This window comes from Oculatella sp. FACHB-28 (genome assembly GCF_014696015.1).
In the GTDB taxonomy this organism is placed as follows: domain Bacteria; phylum Cyanobacteriota; class Cyanobacteriia; order Elainellales; family Elainellaceae; genus JAAUTN01.
In genome coordinates this window covers 70,992-88,454 of record NZ_JACJPJ010000090.1, presented here as the reverse complement: position 1 = coordinate 88,454, position 17,463 = coordinate 70,992, and the positions used below count along the sequence as shown (strand labels likewise).

Genomic DNA, 17,463 nt, shown 5'->3' with positions numbered 1-17,463 from the left:
GTTTAACCGTTTCGATTCTTTCCTACTGCCATGACCCCTCCCCTCGTCAAACGTTATCTCGTAGCTCTGGATCGGCACAAATGGGCTGGACTTGCAGGCTTTCTTGTCGTCCTTGGCTTATCGGGTGTCGCTGCTCTCCAGCCAGAACCTCCTGTTAGCCATGTAGCCGAGGGTGTTCTAACCTATAGTTCTCCCCCTGTCACTTTCTCTACAACGGGTACAGCCCTACAGCAGCAGGGGCAAGCTCTGACGGGGAGAATGCTACTGTCTGATTACGTAGTCGGTTATGCAGAAGAGCAATTAACTGCACAGCAGGTGGAGCTTTCTCGTGAGGAGATTCGGCAGAATGCTATCGTCCAGGTCAATCCTGAGGAGGAAGGGGAAGACGCTGTATTCCAGGTATTGGTGTCTTACCAGTCTTCTGACAAGGAATTGGCAGAGCAAACTGCCAACCTCCTGATGGAGGCAATGGTTGAGCAAAGCCGTCTATTTAATACACAGCAGCTCAGTAACGTCATTGATAACCTGAATCAGCTGTTGGGAGAGGTTAGTGGAGACCTGAGAACCGCTGAGCAGAACTTGGAGAGATATGTTCGCGAAGAAGGTCCGGCGATTCAAGCAGCTCAGGACGGAGCTTTAATTGGCGGAATTACAGGTAGCCAGCAACAGCAGCGCCAGATTCGCTTGACGTTGCAAGGCATTGATGCCCAAATTCGGAGTTTGCAAGGCAGATTAGGACTCTCTCCTGATCAGGCGTATGCTTCTTCTGCTCTCAGTGCTGACCCGATTATTGCCAACTTGCGGACGCTAATATACCAAAATGAGACTCAGATGTCGATTTTGAGTCAGCGCCTTCGGGCTGAACACCCAGATATGGTGGCGTTGCGAAATCAGCAGCAGGCCTATGATCAGTTACTTAGACAGCGGGTTGCAGAGGTGATTGGTGGCAATAACATTGCAGCCCCTCTACCGACCAGCCAAATCAGGCAGGACAGCAGCCTTGACCCAGCAAGACAACAGTTAGCAAACACTTTAGTAGGGTTACAGACGCAGCGAGATACGTTGCAGCAACAGCTTGCTGCTGTGACTGCTTCAGAACAAGAGTTGAGGCAGGAGTACACTAGCATTCCTAACAAACAGCTTGAGCAAGCACGACTTCAGCAAGAAGTGGCTCTGACCAAATCGTTCTATGACCAAATTCAAGCTAGGTTAGAAGACGCTACGATTGCTGAGAAAGAAACAGTTGGTAACTTAGTCATTGCTCAACCTGCACAACCTGGACTGGTTGAGGATCAAGGACGCAATAGTGTAGTAATTTTGGCGGTAGGAGCCTTTGTAGGTCTCCTGGTTGGTGGTGGTTTGGTGCTGCTGCTGGACTCCCTGGACGCAACGTTCCATACGCTTCAAGATTTGCAGGCATCTTTGCGGCAGCAAGAAGTGCCGATTTTGGGCTTGCTGCCTGCTATCCCTGATGAGGGAGATGGGTTGCCGTTGGTCGTTAATGCTAACTCTCCCTATATTGAACCTTACGAACGATTCCGTGGAAATCTCCGACGAGCTGCTGGTGGAAGAGCCCTGAAGATGGTTTTACTGACCAGTACGCTGAATGGTGAAGGTAAGACAGTCAGCGCTTACAATTTGGCGATCGCCTCTGCAAGAGCAGGCAAACGAACCCTCTTAATCGAAGCAGATTTGCGATCGCCTTCCCAGGCTAAGTCTTTGAAAGTAGTACCAGACCCAGAAAGTGTGGTCGAACCGCTACGCTACTACGGTCACTTGAGCGATTGCATTCGACTGGTGCCAGAGATCGAGAATCTTTACATCCTGCCTAGTCCGGGTGCCCAAAGCCAGGCAGCGGCTATTCTAGAGTCAACTGAAATGCGACGGGTGCTAGAAGATGTCCGAGGTCGATTTGATCTGGTTATTCTAGATACGCCCGCGTTGAGCCGATACAATGATGCTTTGCTGCTAGAGCCTTACGCTGATGGCATGGTTCTCGTGACTCGCCCAGGTTACACCGAAGACGGAGTCTTGGCTGAGGCAATCGAACAGTTTATGGATTCTGATGATGTACGCTTCTTGGGCGCGATCATTAACGGAGCGGATATTCCTGTGCAGATGCCTCAAACCCCATCTGACCTAGATGGACAGTTTGTGGTAGAGGATATGGAGAATCAGGAAGACTTTGAGAGAGTAGGCAGTCGTTCCAGAGAGCTTTGAAATACTGCTGAATTAACTTGATAGATATGCAAAACCGTGTCGCTTGGCTGCTACACGGTTTTGTTTTGCTCAGTCTCTTGAGCGTTTGTGCATAGCACTACCAATTCATCACAATCAAACTAAGAAGAGGCTATAGATGGAAGGGCACCCCGCTAAGTGGGGTGCCCTTCCATCTATAGCTCTAATTTTGGGGATTGGTATTAGCATCCCGTACTTTACCGGATGGCAACTTGTCTAGAAAAAACAAGAATAAATCTAAAGATATTTAAAGCAGCCTCGACTTAATTTATGCAGTTTTCCTCTGCCTTAAACGCTCAAAGCCCTATTTCTTCTTCTATACAATTTCTCAAGTTTCGTAATCAATACCATTCTTGTCACATCCACGTGCCCGACTCAGAGCGTTATTTGGCTGCGATCTTCTTCGACCAGGCTTATTACAGTTTTTTTAAATTTGAGAAAGACCAAAACCGAGCCAGTCAAGTTGCTAACAGGCTGAATCATCGAGGCGATACGAGTGTAATTACTCAAACTCCAAAGGGTTATGCGATTTGGATTTTGGAGCCAGAAGCTAAGCCATCCCAGCTTTTACAAGCTGTGCACAGCAGACCAAGACAGCCACAGCGATCGCTCCAACAAAAGCAGTCCTACAATATTTTGACCTCTCGCAGCCAGTATCGCCCTTGTCACATTCGGGTGCCCGACCTAGACAAACCCCTTGCAGCGATCGCCTTTAACGGCGACTACTACAGCCTGTTTAAGGTAGTTGAAGATGTTCAACAAGCTAAGCAGCTGATCATTCGCCTGAGCCACCGTGGAGATGCAACCGTAATTACAAAATCTGTGAAAGGTTATGGGCTTTGGGTTCTGGAACCTGAAGGTTATGTTGATTAACGAAGACTCTAATCGGTAGCTTGAATCGATGGCTTGTCCTCTCTAAAGGGCATCAAAAACAAAGAATGGGGTGAAGATAGGCTTCACCCCATTCTTTATAAATTACTGAATTTGGATTAAAGGTCTTTTTCGCCCAACTCACGAGTCATGTAATCGAAGGGCTGATCCAGAAATCCTGTATCTTCGACACCAGTAGCAGCAATCTGCTCCTTGACAATCTCCTTCATAATTTGAATGCCGTTCACAGTTGGGCCAATCGGTACTCCTAAGGAGTTATAAGTTTCTCGCAGCCCTTGCAAAACACGCTCATCTAGCACGTCCATGCTGCCTGCAACCAGCGCGTAGCTAGCATAGCGCAGGTAGTAGTCCATATCGCGCAGACATGCTGCATAGCGACGAGTGGTGTAAGCATTTCCACCCGGACGAATTAGCTCAGGAATTTCTTCAAACAGCCGTGACCCTGCCTGCTTGACAATAGCAGCAGCGTTAGAGTTGATGACCGCAGCCGCCTGAACCCGTGCCATGCCTGTATCAAAATAAGACTTTAGGGTATCAAGCGCATTACGGTCTAGATAGCGACCTGTAATGTCATAGTTTTCAATCAGGCTCGTCACTGCATCACGCATGAACTCAGTCTCCCAATGATTCTTATACTTAAACGCAGGTTTATATATTCCAAGGTTCAGGATAAAGTGTATCACGCTGAGTTTGGCGTAACCGAGGCTGAATCTAGGATTGAGCAGGTTCCGATTGTTAAATTTTGTAGCGGGCGATCGCCATCCCTTCTCAACTTAATCCTGCAACTAAAAATTACGAATTAGACGTAAAGCCGAAACTTTTCAGGCAGAAATGCAGCCGTATCAGCCCATTGCCTCCCAAAACTTCAGATTCCCAGTCGATTTACATCTTTTGCTTCCCTTTTAGTTAAATCAGTCCAAAAACTTAGCACTTGTTTTGGCAACGAGCCACATTTTGTAGCTTTCGATACAAAATGTGGCTAATCGTGTTTCTAGGATGATTCAGGTGTAACAAAGCTCAATTGATACAGGGCACATCGTCTTCAGCAAAGCTAGCTCTGATACGGATTTCAGCGCTGTTTAAGGAGATACTGACCTTAATTTTTGAGTCAACCCAGTGCTGCAAAGCTTTCATCTTCAGCCCTAAACTAGGTTCCCCTGCACAGATAGCTTTGCTTACCTGGTACTCGTCTCACACTGTATTTTTGCCAGACCATCTTCTCTCCCCATTGAGATAGCCCAGAAACAAGGAGTAATTCATGGCACAGACCCCGCAAGACGTCTTGAGTTGGATTAAAGACCAAGACATTAAAATGGTTGACCTGAAGTTTATTGACATGCCAGGAATCTGGCAACACCTGACGGTTTACCATGACCAAATCGACGAAAGCAGTTTTACCGATGGTGTGCCTTTTGATGGCTCCAGCATCCGGGGTTGGAAGGCAATTAACGAGTCAGACATGACGATGGTGCTTGACCCCAAAACTGCCTGGATTGATCCCTTCATGAAGGAGCCAACCCTGAGCGTCATCTGTAGCATCAAGGAACCCAGAACTGGAGAACCTTACTCACGCTGCCCTCGCGTGATTGCTCAGAAAGCAGTAGATTACTTGCAAGCCACAGGCATTGGCGATACGGCCTTTTTTGGTCCTGAAGCAGAATTCTTCATCTTTGATGATGTTCGCTTTGACCAAAACGAACACTCCAGCTACTACTACGTCGATTCGATCGAAGGACGTTGGAATACTGGTCGTATAGAAGAGGGCGGGAACCTTGCCTACAAACCCCGCTACAAAGAAGGCTATTTCCCAGTTCCTCCCACCGATACGTCTCAAGATTTGCGGACGGAAATGTTGCTGACGATGGCAAAGTGTGGCGTACCCGTTGAGAAGCAGCACCACGAAGTCGCGACCGGCGGACAATGTGAGCTGGGCATCAAGTTTGATACCCTGGTCAACTCTGCTGATAACTTGATGATCTATAAGTACTGTATCAAGAACGTCGCTCGGAAGTACGGCAAAACCGTGACCTTCATGCCTAAGCCGCTATTTAACGATAACGGTTCTGGAATGCACACTCACCAGTCAATTTGGAAAGGTGGGCAGCCTCTCTTTGCGGGTGATGGCTATGCAGGCTTGAGCCAGATGGCGCTTCATTACATTGGCGGCATCCTCAAGCATGCTCCCGCACTGCTAGCATTTACGAATCCTACAACCAACTCTTACAAGCGATTGGTGCCTGGTTTTGAGGCTCCGGTGAACCTGGCTTATTCCCAAGGAAACCGCTCAGCTTCCGTTCGGATTCCTCTATCAGGAACCAATCCTAAAGCAAAGCGTTTGGAATTCCGTTGCCCCGATGCAACGTCTAACCCCTACCTGGCGTTTGCGGCAATGCTTTGTGCAGGAATTGACGGCATCAAGAACCAGATTGACCCCGGTGCTTCTCTGGATGTGGACATCTACGACCTCAGCCCAGAAGAATTGGCGAAGATTCCTTCTACCCCTGGTTCTTTGCTGGATGCGCTCAAGGCGCTGGAAGCAGACCACGACTTCTTACTGGCCAGCGGTGCCTTTACAGAAGACTTCATCACGAACTGGATTGAGTATAAGTTGGACAATGAGGTGAACCCCATGCGCCTACGTCCTCATCCTTATGAATTTGCGCTCTATTACGATTGCTAAGTAGAGTAGTCAAATAAATTAGCTCGATTTGGTACGCGGAGAAACGGGAAAGTTTTCCAAAAGAAAGCTTTCCCGTTTTTTGTTTGTGAGGGTGAAGCAATATTACGTAATTTAGGTTAAGTGACCCCTTTGAAGTTTTGAGATTGCTCTCTACAAGCTCTTTAGAATAAAGATAAAGGGCTGCAGAGATAACTTGAATGGCTTCTTTTGCTGATCTACCAACGGCTGGTACCGTTTTGCCTGACCTTACCCACCTACCTGAGTCGGATGGCGCGTTTGTGAAAAATTTTCAGAAGCTTCAAGTAGAACAGCAACAGGCAGAAAAATTGGTTACCCAGTTGAGGGCATCAGGGATTGATTCAGGTTTATAGAAATGGCACTCAGTATTCTTCAACGCAACAATGTCAAAGTTTTGGGAGATGGGGAAGAAACTCTAATTCTTGCTCATGGGTTTGGCTCTGACCAGACGGCGTGGCGATATCAGATTCCAGAGCTCCAGACTCGTTACCGAATTGTTTTATTTGACCATGTGGGGGCTGGTAAGTCTGATTTCAATGCTTACAGTCCACGTCGCTACAGCAGTCTCTATGGCTATGCGGAGGATTTGTTAGATCTGTGCGCTGCACTCAAGCTGAACCAATGTAGTTTGGTAGGGCATTCTGCTAGCGGGATGGTGAGTTTGTTGGCTGCACTGGTCGAGCCGGATCGATTTAGCAAGTTGATTTTTATTAGTGCGTCTCCACGCTACTTGAATGATGTGGGATATGTGGGTGGATTTGAGCAGTCTGACCTGGATGCACTTTATGCAGCTATGTCTTCTAATTACTATGCTTGGGCGAGTGGGTTTGCACCGATCGCCATGGGTAACTCAGATAAACCAGAGCTAGCCACTGAATTTGCCAATACGCTAGCTGCAATTCGTCCAGACATCGCCCAAGCTGTAGCACGGATGATTTTTCAGTCGGATCATCGAGCAGATTTGCCAAAGCTAAAGGTACCGACTTTCATCTTGCAATCTAGCGATGATGTTGCTGTGCCCATGCAAGTCGGGCAGTATATGGCAGCAAATATTCCTAAAAGTCAGTATATTCCTATTGATGCGACTGGGCATTTGCCGCATCTCAGTGCGCCTGATACGGTTTCTAAGGCGATCGCCACATGTTTGTCAAGCTGAACCCAAACCTACATTTCCAGTGGCTGCTGTCTCGGCTGCGGCTACATCATCCTGACTGGCTACCCACTTTTCGACCCTTTCTGGCGGCGTTGTGTTCGCTACTTGTAGGATTAGGCATGTTGGAGGGCTGGGGAACGGTACGCTTGCTGTCGCTGGTGCTGCTGCTTGTTTGTGCCATGTTACCCCTGTCAGGGTTGATCGTGATTGCAGGGGTGGCGATCGCCCTGGTTGGTACAGCGTTGATAAGCAGCAACGGACTGCTCACTCGCCATTTACTTGAGCCGATCAGCGTTGCAGTGTTTGGCACCATTGTTGGGCAGTTTCTTCGCAGGGTTGAGTGGAAACTAGCCTCTCAGCAAATTTTAGAATCCCTGACTCAGCCTAAAGAAAATGGAACGGCTGAAACGTTAATCGGTACAGCAGTATCTTTGTTGCAAGACTTTACTGGAGCTGATGCGGCGATCGCCCTGCGTCAACTTGATTTAGTTACGGCCGAGGCACTAGTTTGCTTACCTCGGACTGCTCTGCCCAACCAACTGACTAACCCTGCTCTATTTACGGCTGCTCTAGAGCAAAACCGCAGCCTGTTCCATTCAAACTATCCAGCAGTTGAGGGTGCTTCGCATGTGCTGCTGGCTCAGGGGGTGCGATCGCTAGCAATTTTGCCCCTACAGGGTTCCGACAATTTACGAGGAGCGATTCTGCTAATCTGGCATCGTCAGACCAACCTCTCAGACGATCTGCAACAATTTACTGCATCCCTTCTGAGCGAACTGCGAACGCTGCTTCAGTTTTGTGACACCACCCTGCGCCTCGACAAACTGCAAGCGCGATTTGGAGCCATGCTAGAAACCATTCACCAAGGGGTGGTGTTTATGGACGAAAGCGGTGAACAAAGTTGGCTTAATCAGGCGGCGGCTGAACAGTTAGGGTTACCGCCCGGGGCGATCGATCCACCCATGATTGCTCAAGCAATGGCAACCTTGCGAACCCAAGCAAGCAATACCGCCGAAATTACCGCTCAGGGAGCGAAGCTGTTTAGCCAACCCCAAGCAACAATTCGCAACTGGAACTGGATCTTCGACTACCCCCAGCCCAAAGTCCTGAGTGTTTCCAGCACACCAACGCGGGTGCGCGATGTACCGGGTCGTCTGTGGCTGTTTGACGATATCACCGAGCAATATCTAGCTCAAAAAGAACTATTAGAGCGAACTCAAGAACTTTCTCAAACCAATACCAAACTAGAGCTTGCCAAAGTCGAGGCTGAGGCAGCCACCCGTGCCAAGAGCTTATTTCTAGCCAACATGAGCCACGAAATTCGTACACCGATGAACGCCATCATCGGTATGACCGAACTGTTGCTCGATACACGACTGATTCCCCGTCAACGAGAGTTTTTAGAGACGATTTACCAGAGCAGCAACACGCTACTCACTATCATTAACGACATTCTGGACTTCTCCAAAATGGAGTCTGGCAAACTGGAGCTAGAACATCAGCCTTTTGACTTGCGGATGTGCGTCGAATCCTCTCTTGATTTGTTAGCGTCCAAAGCGGCAGAACAAGGATTGGAGTTAGCCTACTGGGTTCATCCCCAAGCCCCAAATCGTCTTCTAGGAGACACTACGCGACTCCAGCAAATTCTCGTCAACCTGCTCAGTAATGCCGTCAAATTTACCAAGACCGGAGAAATAGTCGTCTCCGTCACCCCTTTCCCTGATCCTCACCCCCAAACCTCCAATCCGCAACCTCTCCACAAAATCCTGTTTACCGTAAAAGATACTGGAATTGGCATTCCTGCCGATCGAATGCACCACTTATTTAAATCCTTTAGTCAGGTTGATGCTTCAATTACTCGTCAGTATGGCGGCACGGGGCTGGGGCTAGCGATTAGCAACCAGCTTAGCGAAATGATGGGAGGGCAGATGTGGGTAGAGAGTGGTGGCAAGCTGGCAGGAAATCCACCGCTCCAATGGAACCCGCCGTGGAAAGAACAGCCTTTGCAGCAACAACACTTAGAGTCTCCACTGCTAGCGGAACAGGGTTCAACTTTTTATTTCACCATTACTGCCGCCGCCGATTCTAACTCGTCTCCTACGTCTGATACTGATATTGCTCAGCTTCAGCCGGAGCTTACAGGCAAACAGGTTTTAGTGGTGGATGATAGCCCCATCAATCGCCAAATCCTAACTCTACAAGCCCAGTCTTGGGGAATGGTTGTTCATGCCGTTGCGTCCGCTAGAGAGGCATTGTCCCTTCTGGGAGCAAAACAGCCTTTTGATTTGGCAATCTTGGATATGCAAATGCCTCAAATGGATGGTTTGACATTGGGTGAGATGATTCGGCAGCAGACCCCGTATCAGCATTTGCCACTGGTGCTACTGACTTCGATGGGTAAGCCGGACAACATGGCAGCGGCATCGGTTGAGTTTGCTGCTTGCTTGACCAAACCCGTGAAACAGTCGCAGCTTTACAATACTTTGCTCCGCGTTTTGGGGACACAACCTATCGTGATTAAGCCATCTCAGGGGACGTTGGAGATTGACCCGCACTTAGCAGAGCAGTATCCGCTGAAGATTTTGCTGGCTGAAGATAATTTGGTAAACCAAAAAGTGGCCTTACTCATGCTGCAACGGTTGGGATATAAGGCAGACGTGGTGAGTAATGGCTTAGAAGCGTTAAAAGCATTGCAAGATCAGAAGTACGATCTGGTGCTAATGGATGTGCAAATGCCAGAGATGGATGGATTGGAGGCGACGCGCTCTATTCGTCAGAACTATTTACTAGAACGATGCCCTCGAATTGTGGCAATGACGGCAAACGCAATGCGGGGCGATCGCGAAGAATGTTTACAGTCCGGTATGGATGACTACATCAGCAAGCCGATTCAGATGCAAGACCTGCTCAGGGTATTAACTCAACAGCAGAGTTCAACTCATGTTCTACCTGCTGTTCTGCCTGTCTCTGAGCCTACGATTGACACGAAGGTACTGCAATCTTTTCGAGCAATGGCAGGGGAGCAAAGTGCAGCAATTTTGACGGAACTGATTGATTGCTATTTAGAGGAAGCCCCAAAACTCATAGAAGAAATTGATGCGGCGATCGCCCACTCTGATGCGATCACTTTGCGCCGTGCTGCCCATACGCTAAAAGCTAACAGTGCAACCTTGGGAGCGATCGCCTTCTCCAACGCCTGTAAAGAATTAGAACTATTAGGACGCAACTGTAGTCCTGACAATCGCTCCAAAGGGCATTCTGAAAACGGCTCAAATTTTAATGTGAACGACTGTTTAGCACAGGGTGGCGACCAGGCTACTCGGCTAAAGATAGACTATGAACAAGTCAAATCCGCCTTACAGCTCGAACGCCACCAGGAGCAGGCAACATGACTGTGACAGCAACGTCTGAACCACCCCTAGTGCTGGTCATAGACGACGACAAGCTGACTCGGCTAGAACTACGTTTGGCAATGACTCAAGCTGGGTATCGAGTTGCCGAAGCAACGGACGGCAAAGAGGGTTTAGCCGTTTTTGAGCAAACTCGTCCGGCAATTGTGCTGCTTGATGCATTGATGCCTGTGTTAGATGGCTTTGATTGCTGCCGCCAGCTTCGGGAAATGGAGACTGAGGATATTCCTATCTTGATGATTACCAGCCTAGAAAATCAAGAATCAGTAGACTATGCCTTTGAGGTTGGCGCGACGGATTACATCACTAAACCCATCCACTGGGCAGTGCTGCGACAGCGAGTGCGACGGTTAATTAGGGCTCACCAAAACACCCAGGAATTAAAGCGACAGAATTTGCGATCGCAGCTCTTTGCTGACATCACCGTCAAGATTCGCCAATCACTTCGTCTCAGCGAAATTTTGCAGACTACCGTGACGGAGGTACAAAAAATTCTGCAAGCGGATCGGGTGCTGATCTACAAGCTGGAACGCCAGAGTAGCAGAGGCATCACGGAAGCTTTGGGGTCCGGGTGTGAGTCTGTTTTAGCTAAAACACTCTACCCCAGACCGCTATCTGCGGACTTTCAGAAACACTATCAGCAGGGGAAATTTTGGGCAATTGATGATGTTGAGACAGGCGACGTACCCCCTGACTTGATTGACTGGTTGCACCAGTTTCAGGTCAAAGCGAAATTAGTAGTGCCAATCCTCTTGAAAGATGAACTATGGGGACTCCTGGTTGTGCATCACTGTAGCAGCCTCAGAGTCTGGAGCAGCTTTGAAATTGAGCTACTGCAGCAGTTGGCAAACCAGGTGGGAATTGCCTTGACACAGGTGCGACTGCTAGAGCAAGAAAGACACCAGCGTCAGGAGCTAGCCCGCTCGAATGCCGAGCTAGAGCAGTTTGCCTATGTTGCTTCCCACGACTTGCAAGAGCCGCTGCGAATGGTGGCTAGCTATGTTCAGCTTTTGGAGCGACGATATCAAGATCAGCTTGACCAGAATGCCCGCGACTTTATTGCTTATGCGGTGGATGGTACAGTTCGGATGCAGGAGTTGATTCAAGCACTGCTTAGCTATTCTCGCATTGGCACACGCGGCAAGGAGTTTCGCCTCACTGACTGCAACAGTGCCCTTGATCGGGCCTTAGAAAATCTGAGGCTGGCGATCGCCGAAACCGAAGCTGTGATCACCCATGATCCGCTGCCTGAACTGATGGCAGACTCGATTCAGCTCAGCCAGCTCTTTCAGAATCTATTAGGTAATGCACTTAAATTTCGCAGCGATCGCCCCCCAGTCATTCACATTGGCGCTGTTCAAAAGGAGGAGTCATGGCTATTCTCCGTGCAGGACAATGGGATTGGTATGGAAACCAAATATGGCGATCGCATCTTTGCCATCTTCCAGCGGTTGCACAGCCGCACCAAATATCCCGGCTCCGGGATTGGACTTGCCATCAGCAAAAAGATCGTAGAGCGTCACGGAGGGCAAATTTGGGTAGAGTCTATGCCTGGAGAGGGCACCACCTTTTACTTCACCATTCCCGTGGGCGATCAGGCGACCGTTTAACCCTCAACCCCTTCAACACCGCGTTGCTCAATCGTTTTTCTAGCTTTTTCAGCACGGGTTGCGGCTTCTGCCATGACTTCCGGCATATTCTCCAGCATTTCTCCTGGATAGTTTTCCAGAACTTTGGTGGAGAGAGAAATTCGCCGCTTTACATCATCCAGGTCAATAATCACCGCTTTGATCGGCTGACCTACTTCAAACCCAGCATTGAGTGAGGCAACATAGTTCTTGCTCACCTGGTTGATGTGAATCAAACCCGTCATGCCGTCAAAGTCTACAAACAAACCAAACGGCTTGATGCCAACAATTTTGCCCTCTACAAGCTCACCAATTGCAAGCTGACCCAGACTTGCCGCTTGGGCAGCCTGTCGCTGAGAAACCACTAGCTTTTTGCGGCTAGGGTCAATTTCCAGAAAGGCAACGGTCAGTGCTTTGCCGACTAAAGATTCCAGATTGTCTCGTTCAATCAAGTGCGATCGCGGAATGAATCCGCGTAGCCCCAGCACATCCACCGTTACGCCGCCTTTATTCAGCCCATTTACCCGCGCCTGCACGGTCTTGCCGCTCTCTTGCATCTCGGCAAACTGCTGCCAGAGCTGCTTAATCTGCATCTGCCGAATCGAGAGCGTTACCTGCCCCTCAGCATTTTGCTCCTTAATAATCATGAACTCCCGCTCTTCATGCAGCGGCAGCGTTTCAGCCAGGTCAGTAACCCGTCTGATAGAAACTTCTTCTAAGGGCAAAAATGCTGCGGATTTGCCGCCAATGTCAACATAAACGCCATCGCTCTCGTAGCTATAAGCTTTACCACGCACCACCTGTCCTGATTGGAACTGGTAGTCGTGCTGTTCGAGGGCTTTGGCAAAGTCGTCAGAGGAAAAGGACAAGTCAGCCTCCTGGAAACCGATCAGTCATTAAATTTGCTAGAGGAGCATTCACTGAGTGTGAGTCACCACAAGCAATTGAGTCTTTTCAATATAATCAATTCTTGACGGATTCGGCAGGGAGTCTTTACGCAAAAAGTGGGGCGATCGCACCCCATATTTCTCTGGCTTATGCCAGCCCTATTAATTCATCTTGACAATCTTGTCAGTGACAAGGGCAAGACTGTCACTTTAGTAGCGCGATCGCCCCTCTTAATTCTTATCCTCCTCGTTTGCGATCGCGGGTCAAAATGCTCATCACCTCCCCGGAACCGGGAGCAGGTAGCAGAGGACTCCACGCCCCCACTTCGGCAAAGCCGCGTCCGTATAGATCGTGAATGGTTTCAATTACGCCATCGCGAGAGCCGATAATGAGAATCCGCAAGCGTTCGCGTTCGGGAAATTGAGCGTAAGACGAATCCTTCTCAACATGGAGTGAGTTGAGATCTAGAAAACATTCAGGCATAAGTTTTGACTCCGTTTAGGGTTTGCAAGGAAACCCCAAAAACCTAGCCACCCCGCACGCGCTGCCGATGAGAATTAGCAACGCTTTTTTGACATCACAAGTCGGGGTGGCTAGGGGAGTGTTAAAATTCTCCGTTAGCCGCCAGACTGCTTACTCAGTTTGGGGGTCAGTCGCTCATCGCTGCGCTAACAGCTTTGAGCGGCGCTAGATTCTTGGGTGTAGTGAGGTTGTTTGCGTGTAAAAAGACAACCTTAGCGTGAAAGCATATCTGGGATGGTGGCTTCTCGTCAAGGTAGTAACTTGTGGAATTTTTAAGGAGATGGGAGAGGCGATCGCACCCTCATTAAAGCTCTAAGTAATGAGTTTGTTATTGGAGAAGTGGAGGCGATCGTCCTGGCAGACGTTCAATGAGGCAATGGGTTTGCTTAATAGCAACACTCTACAACGACAGCGATCGCACTAGATGTACGGTTCACCTATGTTTTCGGATGATATTTGATGATCAAACCATTGGTGAATATTATGCGAAAAGGAAAATTGGACAATTTTAGGATTCTGGCTGTATTGTGCCAAGTAGCGTGGAGTCATCTTCCAAACACTAACGCGTTCACCTCGTGGAAAAAGCCTTAACAATTCTGCCATTGGTAGGATAAAGGCAGAAATATTTTGTCCACTGTCAATCACGATAGCAAAGTAAGGTGTGCAACCAAACGCCTTGCATGCAGCTTCAGCTTTATCAAAATTATCGTTTGGAATATTGAGATGTTCCGTTTCCTTGCCAATGTTCCGTGTGCGCCCCTTTACTGATATGCCTAAGCGCTCCTCCCGATCAGGATGCTTTGCAAGAAGGTCAATTCCTACATGATCAATTCGGGCACATTCTAACCCATACTTGGATAGCCAATATAGGACAAGATGTTCAAAAAACTCACCAGCAATTTTGGAGTGCCTCGAGCTTTTGTTTAGCAGTGGGAGGTGTCCGGACAACATCAACTGTCCTCCTTGGGGGGGCAAATACGAGGATAACCTTGGCATATCCTCCAGTAAGCAATGCACTTGATACTTTATTGAACGGTAAGTCAGCGAATGTAGATCCTAACCCTCAATGCAACACATTATGGACTACTACATTGAACTGAAAATTGCTGCATAAGAAAGACCTCCACGTGGGTAATCAAGCGACATAGTTTCCACACATTCTCCAATCAAGTAAATAGACAACATCTTTCTGCGTTCTTGCAATTTCAGTACTGTGATGAACAAAGTATTGCTCACTCGGTGAGAATGTTTTTAGTAAGGATACAGGAAGGACATTTAGGTTATGGCACAGGCTGCAATTCCAGTCATAGTGAATGGGGCACTGGGGAAGATGGGGCGTGAAACCGTGAAGGCGATCGCCCAATCCGACGACATGGTGCTACTAGGCGCAATCTCTCGCAACCCCCAATATGCGGGTCAGGATGTCGGAGAGATCATCGGCTGTGGCGAATTAGAAGTGCCCGTGATGCCAGATTTGCAGTCGATGCTGGCGTTTGTCGCCCAGGAACAGCAGCCAGGGGTGATGGTTGATTTCACACATCCCAGCGTGGTGTATGACAATATTCGGTCGGCGATCGCCTATGGGATTCGTCCTGTCGTCGGCACCACAGGTCTAAGCGCTGAGCAACTCAACGAACTGGCAGAATTTGCCGACAAGTCCAGCATGGGCTGTGCGATTATTCCCAACTTTTCGATTGGTATGGTGCTGCTCCAGCAGGCAGCAATGCAAGCCTCCCAGTATTTCGATCACGTTGAGATTATTGAACTGCACCATAATCAAAAAGCGGATGCCCCCAGTGGGACGGCAATCCAAACGGCCCAACTGCTGTCAGAGTTTGGCAAGCCCTACAACCCACCCAGCGTCAAGGAAACGGAAAAACTGCCAGGTGCTAGAGGTAGCGTCACCGAAGACGGCATTCGGATTCACAGTATTCGTCTGCCTGGTTTAATTGCTCATCAAGAAGTGATTTTTGGTGCGCCGGGACAAATTTATACGCTGCGCCATGATACGAGCGATCGCGCCTGCTATATGCCCGGAGTTCTGCTGTCGATTCGCAAAGTGATTCAGCTTAAATCTTTAGTCTACGGATTAGAAAAGTTGCTTTAAATAAAAAAATGCCCGACCCCATAAGCCCCCAGGGTCGGGCATTCCACCTGTAAGGACGCTTTCCTAACCAGAAAAACCAAAACAACTTGATTGCCCCCTAAGTTGCTCAGCCTTTCCGAATGCGTTCTTCAGAAGTAATCTAATTCTCAGCTTTTCGAGCGCAAAGAGCGTCCCAGCAACTACGGAAATTTTGCCCCAATGAACTTGAAGATTAGGGTCGAAAATTCCGTACATTTACCTTGACTTTTACAAATTTCCCATAAAAGCTTCCCACACCCCCTCAAAGGAGAGCTGATAGTGAAATCAACGCTATGAGCATCACGCAAATGTTAGGCTCGATTCAGTGTCATACTTCTCTTGATTCGATTGAGCATCTTCAACCTTCCATGCTGATTCCTCTGACCCGCAAAAAATTTGAAGAGTTAATTCCCATGGTTGCGACGACGGAGCAATATCGTTATTGCTGGGGCAAAGCTCCAGATTTTCTCAGACGGTTGCTGATTTCAGTCGCAGCAATAGTGGCTGTAGTGACTCTCGACGTTCTTTTGGGAGCAGGGTTTGGCATTGTCCTATTTATTGCAGGTGTAACGGCTGGCTTTTATTGGCTATGGAGTCCAGTTTATTGGGCTAGCCGCCGCAATATCGAGTGCCGCCGCTATCAGTACAGCGGCTTCTTGCAGGCTGAAGTAATGGATGTGTTCATTACAGAAGATTTGATTGGCGAGGAGGAAACGGTCAACAACCGAGGTGACCTGGTCATTGTCGAGAACCGGGAGCGCCGCCTCAACCTGGCAGTGGGGGATGAAAGTGGCTTTGTCACAAAGCTCCAGGTGCCGCTTCAGCGCAGCCATCGCGTGATTCGGTCGGGTGACATTGCTGAAATGATGGTGTTTTCCAACCGCCCTGACCTCAGCCGCATTTCCAAAGTTTCAGATCTCTACTTCCCTGACTACGAACTCTGGGTGAGCGATTACCCTTACCTACGTCGAGATTCTTTCATAGAAGTTAGCCGCAAACTGCGCCGTCAAAAAGGAGCCTACGGCTATTAGGGAGGATGCCTCGTTTCCAGGCTTTGCCTGGAAATGCCATACAGAGGATCTGCCTCCTCTAGCTTTTTTGTAGGTTGGGTGAAGCAAAGCACAACCCAACTTCTTAAGCTTTGGCGTGCTAGTAGGTTGTTGGAACAGCGTAAAACTCAACTTCTGTTTGGCTTGTTGGGTTTCGCAAAGCTCACCCAACCTACGAGATTAGGGTGTGAGTTAACCTAGCCCGTCTCCTTCCTTGCCGTAAGCCTGCCATGCCAGATCAACTAGCCCATTCATGATTGCCGCTGCCACTACCGCGCTGCCTTTGCGTCCCTCAATCCGAATGTGAGGAATCAAGGAATCCTTAAGCCGCTCTTCTGCTACATCTACGCCTACGAAGCCTGCGGGAGTACCAATCACCAGAGCAGGTTTGATTTCTTCTGCCTCAATCAAATTCACTAGAGCGGTAAGAGCAGTTTGGGCCTGACCAATGACAAAGATGGCTTCGGGGTATCGCCTTGCCAAAGTTTCGATGCCCCAGGCAACACGAGTTTTGTCACGCTGAGGGCGAGTCAGCGTCTCCATGCTGCAATAAACAGGATTTGCAAAGGTGTTTTGAATGTTGGGAGTTATGCCTACCTGCACCATCGGCACATCCACCACAATGGTGCTGCGGGCAGCTAGAGCCGCCGCTCCTGCCTGAAGCGCCTGCTCGGAGAACCGAATTAAAGATTTGTACTCAAAGTCAGCCGTCGTGTAAATCACTCGCCGCACAATTTCATATTCTGACGGCGAGAAGACGTGATCTCCTATTTCGCGGTCAATAATTTGCAGGCTTTGAGCATCGGTGGCGTGCCATTCCATCGCTATCCTGGATTACGCTGGTCATAACTTAGCTTACTA

Annotated in this window: 14 protein-coding genes; 9 read left to right on the top strand and 5 right to left on the bottom strand. The window is 48.8% G+C overall.

Features of this window, described 5'->3' with window-relative positions; translation table 11 throughout:
* Positions 1-30 precede the first annotated feature (30 nt).
* Complete coding sequence (locus H6F88_RS23535; RefSeq protein ID WP_190645164.1) at positions 31-2,220, top strand: tyrosine-protein kinase domain-containing protein; 2,190 nt, start codon at positions 31-33, stop codon at positions 2,218-2,220.
* A 384-nt stretch (positions 2,221-2,604) separates the two neighbouring features.
* Complete coding sequence (locus H6F88_RS32790; protein WP_199333766.1) at positions 2,605-3,111, top strand: hypothetical protein; 507 nt, start codon at positions 2,605-2,607, stop codon at positions 3,109-3,111.
* Between the two features lie 116 nt (positions 3,112-3,227).
* Here H6F88_RS32790 and apcB read toward each other — a convergent pair whose 3' ends face one another.
* Entirely contained in the window at positions 3,228-3,737 is a 510-nt protein-coding gene (gene apcB / locus H6F88_RS23525; protein WP_190645163.1) for an allophycocyanin subunit beta, read from the bottom strand.
* A 650-nt stretch (positions 3,738-4,387) separates the two neighbouring features.
* Between apcB and glnA the strand changes: the two genes are divergently transcribed.
* From glnA to H6F88_RS23500, 5 genes are all read left to right on the top strand, one after another.
* Complete coding sequence (glnA, locus tag H6F88_RS23520; RefSeq protein WP_190645162.1) at positions 4,388-5,809, top strand: type I glutamate--ammonia ligase; 1,422 nt, start codon at positions 4,388-4,390, stop codon at positions 5,807-5,809.
* 197 nt (positions 5,810-6,006) lie between these two features.
* On the top strand, positions 6,007-6,180 hold the full coding sequence (locus H6F88_RS23515; protein ID WP_190645161.1) for a hypothetical protein: 174 nt from the start codon (positions 6,007-6,009) through the stop codon (positions 6,178-6,180).
* 2 nt (positions 6,181-6,182) lie between these two features.
* Complete coding sequence (locus H6F88_RS23510) at positions 6,183-6,983, top strand: alpha/beta hydrolase (RefSeq protein ID WP_190645160.1); 801 nt, start codon at positions 6,183-6,185, stop codon at positions 6,981-6,983.
* A complete protein-coding gene (locus H6F88_RS23505) occupies positions 6,968-10,372 on the top strand; it encodes a response regulator (protein WP_199333765.1) in 3,405 nt (1,134 codons plus the stop codon). Before H6F88_RS23510 ends, H6F88_RS23505 begins: the two co-directional genes overlap by 16 nt.
* The gene (locus tag H6F88_RS23500; protein WP_190645159.1) at positions 10,369-12,000 is read left to right on the top strand and encodes an ATP-binding protein; all 1,632 of its coding nucleotides are present in this window, start codon (positions 10,369-10,371) and stop codon (positions 11,998-12,000) included. Before H6F88_RS23505 ends, H6F88_RS23500 begins: the two co-directional genes overlap by 4 nt.
* Here the strand turns inward: H6F88_RS23500 and H6F88_RS23495 are convergent.
* The 3 genes from H6F88_RS23495 to H6F88_RS23485 all read right to left on the bottom strand — a co-directional run bounded on the left by H6F88_RS23495 (position 11,997) and on the right by H6F88_RS23485 (position 14,379).
* Positions 11,997-12,887 carry a S1 RNA-binding domain-containing protein gene (locus H6F88_RS23495; protein ID WP_199314052.1) on the bottom strand — a complete coding sequence of 297 codons (891 nt, stop codon included), beginning with the start codon at positions 12,885-12,887 and terminating at the stop codon, positions 11,997-11,999. The genes H6F88_RS23500 and H6F88_RS23495 overlap by 4 nt on opposite strands.
* Before the next feature lie 256 nt (positions 12,888-13,143).
* Entirely contained in the window at positions 13,144-13,389 is a 246-nt protein-coding gene (locus H6F88_RS23490; RefSeq protein ID WP_190645158.1) for a hypothetical protein, read from the bottom strand.
* Between the two features lie 459 nt (positions 13,390-13,848).
* On the bottom strand, positions 13,849-14,379 hold the full coding sequence (locus H6F88_RS23485; RefSeq protein WP_190645157.1) for a hypothetical protein: 531 nt from the start codon (positions 14,377-14,379) through the stop codon (positions 13,849-13,851).
* Between the two features lie 331 nt (positions 14,380-14,710).
* Here H6F88_RS23485 and dapB point away from each other — a divergent pair, with 331 nt between their 5' ends.
* Both dapB and H6F88_RS23475 read left to right on the top strand, forming a co-directional pair.
* A complete protein-coding gene (gene dapB / locus H6F88_RS23480) occupies positions 14,711-15,535 on the top strand; it encodes a 4-hydroxy-tetrahydrodipicolinate reductase (RefSeq protein WP_190645156.1) in 825 nt (274 codons plus the stop codon).
* 311 nt (positions 15,536-15,846) lie between these two features.
* The gene (locus H6F88_RS23475; RefSeq protein ID WP_242050683.1) at positions 15,847-16,584 is read left to right on the top strand and encodes a phosphate ABC transporter permease; all 738 of its coding nucleotides are present in this window, start codon (positions 15,847-15,849) and stop codon (positions 16,582-16,584) included.
* Between the two features lie 210 nt (positions 16,585-16,794).
* Here H6F88_RS23475 and H6F88_RS23470 read toward each other — a convergent pair whose 3' ends face one another.
* Positions 16,795-17,424: a precorrin-8X methylmutase gene (locus H6F88_RS23470; protein ID WP_190645155.1), complete on the bottom strand. Its 630-nt coding sequence runs from the start codon at positions 17,422-17,424 to the stop codon at positions 16,795-16,797.
* Between the last annotated feature and the right edge of the window lie 39 nt (positions 17,425-17,463).

Coding starts and splice junctions, on each gene's coding strand:
- glnA (WP_190645162.1), top strand. CDS start 4,388: ATGGCACAGACCCCGCAAGACGTCTTGAGTTGGATTAAAGACCAAGAC.
- dapB (WP_190645156.1), top strand. CDS start 14,711: ATGGCACAGGCTGCAATTCCAGTCATAGTGAATGGGGCACTGGGGAAG.
- H6F88_RS23500 (WP_190645159.1), top strand. CDS start 10,369: ATGACTGTGACAGCAACGTCTGAACCACCCCTAGTGCTGGTCATAGAC.
- H6F88_RS23485 (WP_190645157.1), bottom strand. CDS start 14,379: ATGTTGTCCGGACACCTCCCACTGCTAAACAAAAGCTCGAGGCACTCC.
- H6F88_RS23535 (WP_190645164.1), top strand. CDS start 31: ATGACCCCTCCCCTCGTCAAACGTTATCTCGTAGCTCTGGATCGGCAC.
- H6F88_RS23510 (WP_190645160.1), top strand. CDS start 6,183: ATGGCACTCAGTATTCTTCAACGCAACAATGTCAAAGTTTTGGGAGAT.
- H6F88_RS23490 (WP_190645158.1), bottom strand. CDS start 13,389: ATGCCTGAATGTTTTCTAGATCTCAACTCACTCCATGTTGAGAAGGAT.
- H6F88_RS23475 (WP_242050683.1), top strand. CDS start 15,847: ATGAGCATCACGCAAATGTTAGGCTCGATTCAGTGTCATACTTCTCTT.
- apcB (WP_190645163.1), bottom strand. CDS start 3,737: ATGCGTGATGCAGTGACGAGCCTGATTGAAAACTATGACATTACAGGT.
- H6F88_RS23515 (WP_190645161.1), top strand. CDS start 6,007: ATGGCTTCTTTTGCTGATCTACCAACGGCTGGTACCGTTTTGCCTGAC.
- H6F88_RS23470 (WP_190645155.1), bottom strand. CDS start 17,424: ATGGAATGGCACGCCACCGATGCTCAAAGCCTGCAAATTATTGACCGC.
- H6F88_RS23505 (WP_199333765.1), top strand. CDS start 6,968: ATGTTTGTCAAGCTGAACCCAAACCTACATTTCCAGTGGCTGCTGTCT.